Origin of the sequence: Pseudoalteromonas sp. MMG005, from assembly GCF_018101015.1 — a bacterium.
GTDB classification, from domain to species: Bacteria; Pseudomonadota; Gammaproteobacteria; order Enterobacterales; family Alteromonadaceae; genus Pseudoalteromonas; species Pseudoalteromonas aurantia.
In genome coordinates, this window is the sequence record NZ_JAGJEK010000035.1 from 41,697 (window position 1) to 56,251 (window position 14,555).

Genomic DNA, 14,555 nt, shown 5'->3' on the forward strand with positions numbered 1-14,555 from the left:
TGGTCGCTGATAGTGATTACTTTTTATGGACAAAAAACAGCAAGCTGACCCAACACTATACGATGTGTGTATCGTAGGTGCAGGGTGGTCTGGTTTAATGGCATGTAAATATGCGTTAGAAAACGGACTATCTGTCATTGTATTTGAGCAAAGAGCCCACTTAGGTGGTATATGGAATTATAGCCAAGACCCTAATGTTGTCTCAGTTGCAACATCAGCCGCTATACCCTCACCCGCTTACTTGACTGAAGCTTGTGACTTTTATCTTAGTCCAGAGACCAGTGATCTCCTTAACAAAAGCCAAATCATTAAATACCTTAATGATTACGCAAGACACTTTAATTTGTTACCTCATATCAAGTTCAATGAAACAGTGATTCATACCACGAATGAAAATAACTGGTTAGTCACCACCCAATCTGCCACCATCAAAGCAAAAAACTTAGTTGTATCCGGTGGAGCCAATGCGATAACGCCGTCACGACCAAGAGAACTTCGAGACTTTGAAGGTAAGGTTGAGCATTTAGGTCATATCAAAGAGTATAAAAACCACAATATGTATTCAAAAGAACGGGTTTTATTATACGGAAATGAAGGGCTGGCTATTGATACTTTAAAGTTTTTAGCGACATCAACGCATACATTAACGTGTTCTATACCAAAGCAATACACGTGTTTCTCAACCATAAATCTAACACAACCTGACATTTCCTTGCATCAAGAAATCCACGCATGTGCGCCAAAAAAAGCGTCTCAATACTCTACAGACACCTTATCGAGGTGGCTAAATACCGCGACTTCAACACTCAAGTTATGGATCAATAAATGCCGATATACATCACTGTTAAAAAAAACAACAGCCATACCTAAGTACGATGCAAACATCAATTGTAAAGATGCGATACATAGCTCCATTGGGCAATCTGTCAAATTCTATTCTGGTGAAACCCGTTACTTTGATCGAATAATATTATGTACTGGGTACACCTATCAATTATCTTTCCTCCCTAAAAAATATGCCTATAAGGCGCGAAACCAATGTTATAAATCGGTGTTTGATTGCCAAGACCCGTCTCTTATTTTTATTGGTTCTGTACGCCCCTGTGTAGGCACATTACCACTTATCAGTGAATTACAATGTCGATGGGCTTTTAAAATACTCAGCGGAAAGAAATATTTACCAAGTCTACCTAGGATGCAAAACCAAATTAATCTCGATAATCAGTTTTGGTCACGCTATATCAACCGCCAAGCAAATTCTGACACACTCGTCGAACCATACACTTACTGTAAGCAAATAGCGCACTTATCAGGAGATAACCCTGATTATCGTAAATTATTTATTCAAAGCCCCTATGCCTTCGTAACAACCTGCTTGTCACCAATAAGTAGCGCCCACTTTGCGATAAAAGATAAAAAAACTCGAGATGGCGCAATTGCACAAATTTGTGCCCGAAGACGGGCAAGAGGAGGATTATTTTTACTCTGCACTATTTTTAGAAAAATAATACGTCATAAATGGCAAGTCGAGCTTTCAACAAAAAGAGCAACCAAAAATCACTCTCCTTAATTCACTCGTTGTGACATGCTAAAAATAGGCCTTACGTAAAGTTCGACACATATTTTTAGCATACCTTTTTAGTGCACCATTAGTTCAGCACTCCGTTATGTAAGTCTATTTTAATTACTTCGCCGTCGTCACAGGTTTGTGCTTCGCTATACTTACATGCTGTCAATTGATCGCGGGAAAAAGACAACATCTTAAAATGCGTTGTCACTTGCTCAGTGACGATAGATAGTACGCTATTAGCGACACTATAACGGCCTAACTCGCTATTACTATGCATACTGCGCACCGTATAATTGGTTTTACCATCAGCCTGTGTTTGGGCAATAAACCGTAACTTGTCACTCCCTTGCTCATCATTAAATGTCAATGTGGCATGATCCAGCCAGCTATGTGAAAACCGCTCCACCCCATGAGCAGGGTCGAATTCGACCACGCTCACTGACGCATTATTCAGCTTTAACGGGCTCATTGGTTCAAATTCTGAAATAACCCCATTTTCCATGTAAAATGTGTTACCTTCCTTTGCGATAAGACGATGGGTAAATTTACATGCCAAGTAACACGTATCATCGGGGCAATCGACCACCGAGCCGAGTTCTGGATGAGTCAGTTTAAATCTTAAAAAAGTCCCGTTGTCTGTTAACTCCCAGCGAGAACCTGGATGTACAATATTGGGTACCGTGATGTTATCTGCATAATGATCATATTGGCGGCTACCTAAATGCCAACTACCGACAATTGAATCTAAATCAAATACCTCTTCTTGTTGCTCAATAAACATGCCTCGGCGTGTATGCCACTTAACACCACTACCTTGACTTACGTTGGCAACAAATTCCGCCCCCACGCTGCCAACCGGGTTGGTTTGCCAAAAGGTATACTTTATTTTCTTTCCATTTATATATGCTTTTATAATCAACTTATTGTTTTTAATGCGCCACTTAAATGGGGCTTTTTCGCCATTAAAAAACGTAAATTCCCCCTGTTTTTTACTGATGAAGTGAGCACTCGCCGAGGCCAAATCAGAAAAATAAGGCTGTTCTGGGTATGTAAGCAGTTCAACCCCGTCAACAGTCCATTTTTTGCCCACCAAATCAAGGTGCCAACCCGCTAAATCTTGTTTTTCTAATAAGGTGACACTCGACTGTTCAATAAATGTTTCAATAACATCATTCGAACTATCGTCAACCACATTATGATGCCTAATACTTTGATAAATTGAGTCATCCTGATGTATTAGCTGAAGTTGAGTCAGCTCTATCCGAATAACAGAGTTGGGCGCGTTTTCAAAGCGAGACATGATCATCGGCTGATCAAATTTTATCACGGTGCCACCGACCGTTTGTTCCCAGTTAATACGTGACCGAGTTTGTTGCTTTAAAATGCCCTCACCGTTTCTTTTGAGTGTTAACTGTGTGGCAGTATACCGATTGTCATTATCTAAAATGATATAATTGGCGGGATATACCTCTTTTTTTATTTTTATAGCAGCCTTAACCTGAAAAGTCGCAATAATAAAGATGACTGCAACCATTAACGCATACGTAATAAAACCTCTATTCATATTCATCGCAATTCCTTTGTTTGATTATTATTGTGCATAAACACTATGCGACACTATTTTGAAAAATTCAACACTATGAAAAACACGAAATTATAAACTTGGAGTTAACAATTAAAAAACAATCAACTAATCTGCATTAATATAAAACACATGTCATGCGTATGATTATTGGTATAATAATAACTTTCATCGCAATCATTTTTCATTGCCGGCATTCGCTATCGTAGATTACAGTACATAATCGCATGAAAGTTAAATTTTTATATCTCACGACTTGAACTATTCATTGCGCTACATGATTCAATTCCATATTTTGATTTACTCACTAATATACCCGTGAATCATTGTAAAAATACTTATAAAGAGTGGTCATTCATCCTCGATATTGCATATTTACTGTGATATATAAACAGCAAATGTCATTTTTCTTGATACAGCTTAACCATCCTAAGGTTTTGGTTAATGGCTATTTTATATAGGTAAATCATGAGTGTAGAGCAAGATTTGGCGAAACTTCGTCGCTTAAATAGTATCGTCAGTGGGCCACTAAAATTCATCATAAGTGAAGTCTTAGAAGTGACACCTTTAGTGGTAGAGTGGATAAACGTGCAAACAAGTGGCTCGGCCGTGTGTCGTTACAAAACAGACAACACACGGCAATATGAAGTACGTTACCAGTTCGGTAATATCGGAAATTTAGTCCACGAGTTAACCCATGTTGCGGTGAATGAATCGTATAAACTCGACTTTATCAATTATCCAAACTGGGCAACAATTGACCTGCCCAATCGAGACCTTGATATACTTGGCAGATGTAAAAATGAAGACTTACGCCAAACAAAGCAAATGAGCCAAGCCATGAATAGCGCAAAAAGCGATACGCTGATGCGTTTAAAAGGATGGACAGATGCTGCATCAGAGCTATCTGCTATACAAAAAACGGAGATTTCGAATAAGTTAGTCTATGGTATGATCAACCCGCACAAAGAAAGCGACACCGTACTCAACCAAGTTTTGGTTTGGCTATTTGAATGGGGCTTCCCAATCGCTGGGCAACACGTTAATAAACCGATTGTGAATGCCCTATATGAAGAGCTAAGTACCGCTGTGAAATTAGCGTACTTAGAAAGAGAAAAAGGCAAACGGTACGTGCGAATGAACATGCCAACAGTGTAAAAAGTACTATAAGTTATCACTCTTAAAATAAAGTAAGAAGAGGTTATCCCTGCTAAACGCTAGGATATACCCTCTTCTTGTCATTTCCATTTCGTGCTGTCAGCTATTAGAACCACCAAAATCGCCTCGGTGCTCACCTATACCCATTCATTGCAAAGCCTACCTGTAAGCTAATCAATTTTTACCGCTGCAACCTCTTTTGACTCACATAAAAAAGACGTCAGTTGCGATACTTCAGGCTCTCGTACTTCAACGTAAAGGGCAAGAAGGCTCTCACTATCTTGTGTTGCATGTTGGCATTGTAAATAATGCTGCAGTAACTCTGCCCCCGCTAAACCTGAAACCCAGACAGAAAACAGCAACGAGACCAGGGATAAGAGTAGAAACACACCCAGTGTTAAATTAAATGCCACTGAGAATACAGATACACAAACCAATGCACACATAAAAGTGTAAAGTTCTAATTTAACAATCTTCAACACACTTTTTGTGAGCCACGTGTGTAATGGATGAGGCTTTTTGCCACATAGGGCCGATATGTCTTCTGTTAGCGCAAATGCGTCGATTTGCTGCTGAGCTTTAATAAAGGCATGGTAATTTTGACTAGTGATTAGATAATGAAGCATATTTTATCTTCCGCAACTGCATGTACAGTGTATTACGATGCAAAATTAACTTTGGCTCACCACTTTAGTCATTATTTCAAAAAGTCCCCATATCAACTCAGGTTATCATCATCATACCCAACCCTTTTTGTAACTTTCCCTGCCCTGTTTTGTTGTCACACACTAGCTTTTACCCGCAAATATAAAACCCAGCAAGTACTGGGCTTTACCTTTTAATACGAGCATTCAAATCAACAATTCAGTTGTTCACCACTCGCACTATTCCTGAGTAATTGTAATAGCACTCTGATCAGGCACAGTAATTAATCAAAGTTAACTTTCTTAATATTCACACTCATTTGACCTTGGCTTGATGTATCACTACCAATTAAGAACAATGATAGATCACTCATTGATTCAAGATACACTGGCGTATGGCCATCAAGCGTTTTTAGTGTGCTATTTCCACTTGCATCTAAGTATGAAACGCCTAACGTAGAGTACGAGCCAACGCCACTGCTGAGTGCCGTCGTATTATCGATAATAGTAAGCGCATAAGTGACCCCACTTTCTACAGGGTGCATCACAGCTTCACCACCGGCGTTGCCTACCACATTCGACGCGGCGTCTATTGTTACGATATCGCCACTGATTTTTGATAACCCAGTCACCGACACCCTAACATCAGCAATCGCTACATTTTCATTGGTCGTATACGGTGTAAATGCAATTTTACCCTCGTTAACGAAACTCTTTGCATAACTCTCCGCAAGTTCAAAACAATGAGAGAAGGTTGGCCTTGCAAGGCTTGATGCTGATCCATTCTGTTTATTTGCACTACGGCTACCATTAGCATACATAAAGTAGTTATAGACATTTACACCCGCCGTACCTGGAGTGGAGCCCGACCCTGAGTATTGAGTGTCTACTTCAAAACAAACCTGATCAACCGTTAGCAAGTGCTTTGATATATCAACATACCCTTGTGCGTAACTCGCAAGATACCCATGAGAATAATTCTTTTGATCTAAAGACGCCCTATCTGGCTCTGTGATGTGAAGTGGGTAATTATTTTTTAAAATAGGTGAGAAGTTTTTTGAGATAACGGTGGCATTTGCTGAAAGTGAAAATAAGCATGCCGAAGCAAGTATTACTTTATTAAACATATATCGTCCTTTTAAATCTTAAATACTGCATAGTCCTCTACGCAGGAGTCGCAGTATATTAAAAAAGTAATTTTCGTCAACAAACAAACCAACCTTTACACATTGAAAATCAAGTGTTTAACAATCAAAAACACACACCATTAAACACAATAAAAATCAACATCACTAAAGTACAAAAACAGATTAACCATTATTAAATAGCGAATTAAAAAAGGGTTAATCTGATTTACTTTTCCTTAAATTAGAAATGATAAAATAGATTTAATAACAACTTAAAAATATAATATGGGGTATTGTTATTGCTTCTTGTCAATGAAGTAGAAAATATAACCTCTCCAACGAAAAATAATAACAAACCACCCTATTTTTAGCTATTTCGTACAATTATAAACCTATACAATATGCCCCTTCTATCTCAGGGTTATCTAATGCAGGTGGTTTTCTGTCGTAAGTTTTACCCGTATATACATCTTTAACATGCCCTTTGTAACTGGGTTTTTCTTGCAAATTCACATAGGTAATTCCATTACTTTTTTCGATGTTAGTCACTTGGAATACACTGTTACGAGGATATAACACTTCCGCTTCAATGCTATCACCTGTATATACGCTGTACATACTGATGTCTCTACCCGTTTCTCCATCAACTCTGAAGAAGATGGCATCTTTATCACCTGAATTTGCCATTCGCTCACTGTATGATTTTGCATATGCAGGGTCTGCTGTCGTTGACATAAACGTTCTGCTTTGAATATGGTCGCCAACTTGTATGTTCTCCCCATATTGTTGTGGCTCAGCTGCAGCCCCCCGATAAGTAATATCTTTATTCGCTGGGATGTGGTCTAGCGCATTATCCAACATATTCACTCTGTCAGTTAATTTATCCGCTAAAATATCTTCTATATGGGGGCTACTACTATCGGTATATTCTTTAATGGCTTGTACTTCATTACGCGTCAGCACTTCTTTTCCAACACCACGCAGTGAAGCCCGCTCAAATGCTTCACCAGGCGATAATTTGCCTTGCTCTGCGAGTTCGTCAAGCTCAGCAATACGGTTTCTGCGTTCAATTTCTTTCATATCCCACGCTTTAAAACTTCGGTCTGTAATGTGCTTTAGTCTATCTTGATAGTACCGTTGGGCATGAGGTGCAACAGGTACTTCATCGGTAAATCCATCAATGGTCACTGTTTTCCAAGTGAGCTCTGATCCTTTTAAATCAAAAAACTGTTTCAAGCTGCCATCATCTGTAAACGGTGGCGCAGCGTAGCACAATGAACTTGCGAATATCGAAAGAGCAAATAAGTTAGTTTTGGTAAACATAAGTCGGTCCTGTAAATTAGCATCAAATAAAATGCTGAATTGATTGAGTGAAGCTAAGATAGAATTAGGCTTTGTTAAAGCACTGACCTTTATCTGCCAATAAATTAGCTGAATTACCTAAGTAATTAATAATTTGGTTAGTTTCTTGAACAACATCAGGCAGCATTCTGAAAGTCAGCCACTTATAATGAGAAAAACTTGGGTTTTGCACGTAATAGTCGTAATAATTGAGCTCAATGTATTCGGCGCTTTGATACAAGGCCTGACTCGCACTACACACATCTGGATGGCTTTTCAAGGTACCATGCAAGTCACTTAACTGTGCTTTTATTTTCCACATGTAACCTTGGTGTAGCTCTGCTGCATCCACTAACACATTACCAAACATTTCCATCACGGCATCACGGTTAAACGTTTCATCCGTGCCCTTTCTAGGATTCAATATGCCACCAAAATTGTCTAAATAGTCTTCAATTTTTTTATTGATACTGTTGGTAAAAACATGGTTTTTCTCTAGCTGCTGGATCTGCTCAAGCACTTGTTTTTTATCAAAAGAAAGTTTGACTATGTCACTGTCTGCGAGCAACATTTTATTCACTCTACTGTGCGTATTTTGCAGTGCAGTATGGACTGCATGTTGAATATTTGGGGGCACGTCTTCGTCATTATGAAGCTGATTGATAATGATCTGATTTACTTTTTCTTCATCATTAATATCTAATCTATCGCTGGTAAACTTATTCACCAGTGCCACAGTAATGGGTCCCATATCAATGTCTTTTATGGCTTTTTTAGTCAATGAACCATCATAGAACCCGTCAATCATTGGGAAGAATATGCGAGAGATCCACAGTAAAGACTCAGCCACATCAAAGTCAGCGGTATCAGTTTGTGCGATCAATTCTTGACCAAAAATATACCAAGCCAACTGAGTACGAATGGCCGTGTTGTATTGGTTGGTTAATTGCTGTTGCCAAACATCTGAGCTCATTTCAGATTGTATTAATGCCTTGTACTCTTTTATTAACGCTTTATTATTATCCATAACCTGTTCAACTATGTGCTCAGCCACTGGATTTGCGATATTTTTTCTATAAACGAGTAAAGGCTCAAGGTACTGTTTGAATATCTTACTTTCGAATACCACCTCTTCGGTGGTCCAGCTTCTGCCTTGTTTTTTGTATTTATTGCTGATTTTCAATGCGTGAGCCGGGTAAATTCCCGGTGTTGGTTTAATGGTAATATACCGAAACTCTTCATTTATCATGTAGCTTTGGTGATCAATATACGATAAAACCGTATCTACATTATCACTGCCCCCCTCAGTATCGGGTGTTATACGTTGCTGATTGAGGTAGTATGCTTTGGCACTGAGCATTTCAACAAATATTTTGTCAGACAAATAATCCATTTTTTCTTTATTAACATTAAACAGTACATCGGGTATGAGTTTCGCGTCGAGCTTTAATGCGGCACCAGAGTTGCCTAGTATCGTCCCTCTCACATTGTTCATTTTGTTTATAACTTGGTCTGCATATTTAACAAACTCACTTTTTAAATCCGCGTTTTGATCTTTAACCTTGGTGATAGCTTGCTCTGCTTTTACACCGCTATAAATACTAAAGCCTTCGGCAACCACACCTGCAGCAACCCCACCAAAGACTTCTCCAACCATCTCACCTGCTAGCTCAGTAATGATCCGAGTTAAAATCGGTATACCTACCGACGTGCCAATTGTGACGCTACTTGTTATAATTTCTTCATTATTGTGGTCTCTAATACCCGCGGCTAAACCTCCCAAGCCCATTTCAACACCCAGCAGAGTACCGCCAACTTCAGCAAGGCTGCCCGCAACTTCAGCAAAGCCAGGAGACGCATTTTCTAGCTCTGCTAAGTCACTGCCTATGGGTTCAGAGGGTAACTTTTCTTGGGCTGCAACTTCTTTAAACTTCCCTTTAAGTTCATCAAACTTTTCAGAAAATGCGGTGATATCTTCAGAGTTCACGTTTGGGCAAGTATTGGCTAAAGCCACCGACGAGGCGATAGGCGTTAAGGCAAATACTAAATGAGGTATTAATTTTCTTATTTTCATAGATTATCTCAACTTTATCTTGTTGTTAAAGTGCTCAGTGTCGCAACGATATCGTGCATAGCTATAACGTATTGAGCATTAAACATTCAGTCAAAATTTGTATCTTAAAAATAATTTATTGGTTTTATTTTATGCGTAATTCACTTTGGTTTTCATTCTGAAACCGCTATATAAATCGGTTAAAACATTGATAGTAATAGTTTTAACTAATTAAGAAAAATAAAGAACTTTTCAGCCGAATTATGGTTTTAAACAGTTAAATTGGTACTATAAATTCTCTCTACTGAAAATTATAAGCGTTACCTATGGGCCTATTTTTCACATAAACTCCAAGTTTATATACGGCCCATAGTAATGATATCAATCTTTGCTTTGCGCTCTGCCCCACTTATTCTTAACATAACCCCCTTACATGACCTTCCTTTCCTTGGTCATATAAGCAATATAGTGTGAGCTAATCTCCTTTATACTGCGCACTATCTAAATAACCTCAGTTCTGGATAAGCGAATTTGCCCAATAAAGCTATTTTTCTCACTCTCGGCGTTGCTTTCATTTGTAATAGCCCGCTATTACTGTATAAAAGTGCCTTGACATTAAACAAAATATCATCATTGGATTGTACGTAAGTTTGTTTTCAAAATATTTCCTATTCCAAAACCCTTATCCAAACCTGAGGTTAAATAGCAACTAAATTAATGAAAAGTGATATAAAGGGGGTTTATTTCACCTAGAAGATTCAGATGAAACGCAAACAATAAAGCCTGATTAACTTGACTTATATTTGAGTCATTTGACACTAGGTGAAAGTTGCTATCGATTCTTCAATTAACTGACAATCAAATATGACAAAAACGCAATGAACCTTTCATGTAGAATCCATTAAAATTGGCAGCTTTTATTGCACATTTTTCACTGCTATAAACTGTATATGCACAACCACGGTTCCGCCCTAACCCCATTAGAAACTTGTACGTCTTCAGTTCAGGTTTACTACTTCATTTCAACCTACTTCCCCCGCTTATTTTAACCTCAATAACCTACCTGCCCTATGAGTTCCATCGATAAAACAGGCTAGAAAAGCAAAAAATACTCACAACTTACTGTTATTGAATAGTTTTTAAATTTGGATACTGTATACAAAAATACCTTTTATATTAGATTCAGTGATGTTAGGCTAAGTTGAACAATTAAAAAAAGGACATATAAAATGAAACTAAAACTAAATAAAAAGAAAGTAAAAAACCTATCTCGCGACATAAAAGCCATCGCAAATGATATGACACCACAGGTTGCTGCCGGTGCAGGTAACTGGTTTACACAAGAACGTGATTTTTGTGAAGCACCTACAGTATCGTGTAGACGTTGTTATAACGACACTAGTGGCTGCACTAAAGGCCAGCCATAATCATACGCATGAAACGGTAGGAATTATTTGATCCCGCCAAGCTGTAAAGGTCTAGCGTTATTTTTATCTATTTAGACCTTTACTTATATACTTTCAATAAGCACCGGCAAGTAATCAAATGACAACCGCTTTAATTAATAATTACTTTCATTCATAACCAAATTATTAATAGCTAACTTAAGTTATTAATGGCTAGCTTTATTAACCTTTCCCTAAATCAACAATATTAAACCAATAATAACGCGGCTTACTCGCTAAATTCGTACACCTTACATGGGCACCTTGAAATAATTCAGCGAGCTGCATAACGCATAAGAGGCTTATCATTTACTTATCTCATGATACAAGTTAATTAAGGTACACTTTGAGCATATACAATTATTGCCAACGCATTATACCGTTAAAACTTTGGCAGTTCTCTACTGCACCGGCCGATGCGGCAATAAATACCTGCTGCTTCGCTGAAACTGGATAGCTTAAATACTCTGAACACTGCTCGCTTTGACCATTCCCTACAACCACATTTGTACCAATTTTAAGCGTGCACTGTACTAGCTTATCCAGTGGTGACCATTGATAGCAAATTTCATAGTTTTTCCTATAATCCGCGATGGTGCCTGATGGGTATTGAAATGACCACCATTGTCCAAACTGACTATTCGGATTGGTACTGTTCCAAGCACGGTAAATGGTCACTTCTTGCGTACTTTGATAAACGGCTCCTTGACATAGTTTACCTTTAAGCGGCTCGCCAATCGCTTGCGCAAGTAGTTCTGTATCTTTAATTGGTTTAAAGCGCGTACGTAATTCACCATCGAGCGCAGTACTACCAATACATGCCTGTGCTATGCCTATTCCCGATGCTAACTCTGGTTCTAGTTCTGATTCTAGGGCTGTTTTTACAGTTGTTGTTGACGAGCTATTCACACAACCTTGAAGCGTGAACAGTAATGTACCAAGTAGTGCTTTCTTCATGTTATTCCTTTAAATTGTATGCTGTTTTTTTATTCGTGTGTGAAGCCTCTATTGTGAAAGGCGTAAAAATGGGTTTTGCTCAAAAACCCCCAGAGTGAAGTTACAATCTAACTCATTGGGTGTATAAAAAGCTATGGGAGGCCCACATTGTTACTTCGTTGGCTGTCCCATCTTATTTTCTTTCTCGCATAATGGTAGTGTGGTGTCGGTTAAGTAAACGGCCGATTGAGCGGCAGCTTTCACCACTATTATGGCGATAATAGATTGCTTTTCGCTCAAAACTGTTAAGATGTTCATAAGACATTTCTCAGCCCCTAAAATGTATTTGGTCGCACATTTACATTAGCAGAAACTGAGAAGTGTCTTATTTTTATCTAGTTTTTATACGTGGTGCACTTAGAACTTGAATTCGGGTTGAAAATATCTTTCATTCATATATAATTACTAACAAAGGTGAGCTTTAAAAAGTGGATTCTAATAATAAGGTGGAAATAACTTTTCCCACGTGGCTATGGTTCATTGTAATAGCAATAACTTTTGGTACTTCGCAAACTCTTATAGAATCAGCTGTGCCATGGGGTTTTATAATAATGGTTATTTTTGCTGAAAGCGCTTTAATAACTTTGTTATGGATGGTGTACTTAAAGTATAGAAAAATTAGATAAAATATAATTTAAACTTAGGATTATTAATATCTAATAGATCTTGTGGATCAAATAGCTAACTACTAATCTATTGATCAGTCTTAACTCTGGTGCCAATATTTGTGCATACCTAGCCCATTCATTTTATTTATTACCTTCACTTTTATTACCGCTTCAGTATGCTGACTATTAACTTGACGGCTTATCACCCATTAATTACTTAAACCGATACATTGTCGTCTCAGCAAGTGAACGAAGGCGGTTCGCTAGAGTCTCTTTCCATAGCGTTGACCCTATCGGGCACATCAAACGTTTTAGTACGTTTATATAAACAGCCGTACTTGAACCTGATTTCATATAATGATGTATTTATGATAGTAAGAAATTTGCAAACCTTTCTAAGACTTTCAGCTGTAAACGAAATACGGCCTTTAAGGTTAAACACATTTCAATTGCTAAGTCTGGGTAGAGATTTGCGCGGCCACAGTGCTTTCAGTACTTTGCTATTTTGAAATCGTACCATCGCTTAATCAAATATTGATTTTACCGAGTTGAACTAAAACCCGATTATAGCATGACCAATTTCTAATTTTCTTCTTCATCTCAAACATGGGTTAGGATATTTGGAGATCAGATAGAACCCAGGAAGTTCATGATTTAGGAAACGACCTTCTAAGAAACACAACTTACTAAAATTAAATAATTAGAAGTGAACCTAAGAAACAATTCTAGCAAAATCAGAACTTTGAGCAATAAAAACAAAAATTTCACTATAGCTGATTAACAATCATATGACCACGACACAAATATTTTTAAAACCTCCACACTGCAACAAGTAACCAACAGAAACTTAACCAGGCAATACAAAAATAACACATAACTTGACATAAAAACCTAAAGCGGGTACTTTGCGTCGACTTTATTAAATGGAAATAAATATGAAAATCTATCTTGTTTTATTTTTCTACTAATTAGCTGCGATAGTTTTGCGGACTCTTATGACAAGGAAGTTTTATTCTTATGCGAATCTACTGTTTGCGATATTAATGACTCAATTAGTGCTTATATCAATGTAGAAGGTATCGATAATACGAAAAAAAACCTCCTTTTTATCCTGATGGATTCTGGAGTAATAGTTAACTCTATAACATACATAGAGTATTTAAACCAAATTAATACAAATGGTATCAATAACACTAGACCTAAACGCGATTCTTTTAAACCTTTAGATGGTGCTCTAAGATGTCAGGACGATAATGATTATGACTGTGAGGCTTGGGATGACTTTCATGGAAAGAAAAAACCTTATATTCTTCAATTGCGCAATCATATTAATAATTTTTCGTGGCGCTATACAATAACGACAAGCGACTTAAACTCTATTAACCAAAATCGTAACCTTGCGTATGTCTTTATTACATCAGCAGCATCAGCAACACCAGCAGCATATGCAATGAAAAAGTTAGCCCTTTACGGCGTAAGTCTTGGAACTTTCGCACAAACCAGTATCAATACTGGAATAGTAAGCACTTCACTTGCATATATATTCTCTCATGATACTAAATCAAAACTTAAAGTTGGTGACCAATTAGTAGTTAAAGGTGGTGAAGTTATTGGTATTATTAGAAATGGTAAATCATATACCCCTGCACAAATTTACGGTGGCAGAGCTGGGGGTGGGGGTGGTGCTGGCGATGGTACGGGCGATGATGGTAACGTGGAGGGCGGGAAAGAAATAGGAATTACGCCTCCTCCAATTCGTTTTTGCTATAGGACGTTTAGTAATGGTCAGGTAATCCAAGTTCCCTGCCCATAAAGCCTAAAATAAGATACACGCGAATTAAAGGGATCAGAGTCGTTGATCCCTTTTTACATAACGATGCTGTCTATCTCGATGATAAACCTACCGATAAACCTACTGATAAACCTACTGATAAACCTACTGATAAACCTACTGATGACATATATGGACACTCCCAGTATGTCAAACAAAATAACTCTGGCGGGGTAGAATAAACTACCTCGTTTTTTCAT

12 protein-coding genes are annotated in these 14,555 nt (G+C 37.9%); 4 read left to right on the forward strand and 8 right to left on the reverse strand.

Annotated features, from left to right (window positions below; all coding sequences use genetic code 11):
* Window positions 1-25: 25 nt before the first annotated feature.
* Entirely contained in the window at window positions 26-1,570 is a 1,545-nt protein-coding gene (locus tag J8M01_RS22515; protein WP_211059405.1) for an NAD(P)-binding domain-containing protein, read from the forward strand.
* Window positions 1,571-1,649: 79 nt separating this feature from the next.
* On the opposite strand, the gene J8M01_RS22520 is transcribed toward J8M01_RS22515, so the two are convergent.
* Window positions 1,650-3,140, reverse strand: coding sequence for a hypothetical protein (locus tag J8M01_RS22520; protein WP_210994722.1), 1,491 nt, complete (start codon window positions 3,138-3,140; stop codon window positions 1,650-1,652).
* A gap of 480 nt (window positions 3,141-3,620) precedes the next feature.
* Here J8M01_RS22520 and J8M01_RS22525 point away from each other — a divergent pair, with 480 nt between their 5' ends.
* Window positions 3,621-4,310, forward strand: a complete 690-nt coding sequence (locus J8M01_RS22525; RefSeq protein WP_211059406.1) for a hypothetical protein — start codon at window positions 3,621-3,623, stop codon at window positions 4,308-4,310.
* 170 nt (window positions 4,311-4,480) lie between these two features.
* On the opposite strand, the gene J8M01_RS22530 is transcribed toward J8M01_RS22525, so the two are convergent.
* The 4 genes from J8M01_RS22530 to J8M01_RS22545 all read right to left on the reverse strand — a co-directional run bounded on the left by J8M01_RS22530 (window position 4,481) and on the right by J8M01_RS22545 (window position 9,496).
* A complete protein-coding gene (locus J8M01_RS22530; RefSeq protein ID WP_211059407.1) occupies window positions 4,481-4,936 on the reverse strand; it encodes a hypothetical protein in 456 nt (151 codons plus the stop codon).
* A gap of 302 nt (window positions 4,937-5,238) precedes the next feature.
* A complete protein-coding gene (locus J8M01_RS22535; protein ID WP_211059408.1) occupies window positions 5,239-6,081 on the reverse strand; it encodes a hypothetical protein in 843 nt (280 codons plus the stop codon).
* Between the two features lie 384 nt (window positions 6,082-6,465).
* Entirely contained in the window at window positions 6,466-7,404 is a 939-nt protein-coding gene (locus tag J8M01_RS22540) for an ADP-ribosyltransferase (protein WP_211059409.1), read from the reverse strand.
* Between the two features lie 64 nt (window positions 7,405-7,468).
* On the reverse strand, window positions 7,469-9,496 hold the full coding sequence (locus J8M01_RS22545) for a hypothetical protein (RefSeq protein ID WP_211059410.1): 2,028 nt from the start codon (window positions 9,494-9,496) through the stop codon (window positions 7,469-7,471).
* A gap of 1,208 nt (window positions 9,497-10,704) precedes the next feature.
* On the opposite strand from J8M01_RS22545, the gene J8M01_RS22550 reads away from it, so the two are divergent.
* The gene (locus J8M01_RS22550; RefSeq protein WP_192507823.1) at window positions 10,705-10,902 is read left to right on the forward strand and encodes a hypothetical protein; all 198 of its coding nucleotides are present in this window, start codon (window positions 10,705-10,707) and stop codon (window positions 10,900-10,902) included.
* 378 nt (window positions 10,903-11,280) lie between these two features.
* Here the strand turns inward: J8M01_RS22550 and J8M01_RS22555 are convergent, their stop codons facing one another.
* The 3 genes from J8M01_RS22555 to J8M01_RS24055 all read right to left on the reverse strand — a co-directional run bounded on the left by J8M01_RS22555 (window position 11,281) and on the right by J8M01_RS24055 (window position 12,968).
* A complete protein-coding gene (locus J8M01_RS22555) occupies window positions 11,281-11,877 on the reverse strand; it encodes a hypothetical protein (RefSeq protein WP_211059411.1) in 597 nt (198 codons plus the stop codon).
* A gap of 172 nt (window positions 11,878-12,049) precedes the next feature.
* Complete coding sequence (locus J8M01_RS22560; protein ID WP_247671241.1) at window positions 12,050-12,181, reverse strand: helix-turn-helix domain-containing protein; 132 nt, start codon at window positions 12,179-12,181, stop codon at window positions 12,050-12,052.
* A 709-nt stretch (window positions 12,182-12,890) separates the two neighbouring features.
* Complete coding sequence (locus tag J8M01_RS24055) at window positions 12,891-12,968, reverse strand: hypothetical protein (protein WP_247671242.1); 78 nt, start codon at window positions 12,966-12,968, stop codon at window positions 12,891-12,893.
* Window positions 12,969-13,638: 670 nt separating this feature from the next.
* Here J8M01_RS24055 and J8M01_RS22570 point away from each other — a divergent pair.
* Window positions 13,639-14,337, forward strand: a complete 699-nt coding sequence (locus J8M01_RS22570; RefSeq protein WP_211059412.1) for a hypothetical protein — start codon at window positions 13,639-13,641, stop codon at window positions 14,335-14,337.
* Window positions 14,338-14,555: the final 218 nt, after the last annotated feature.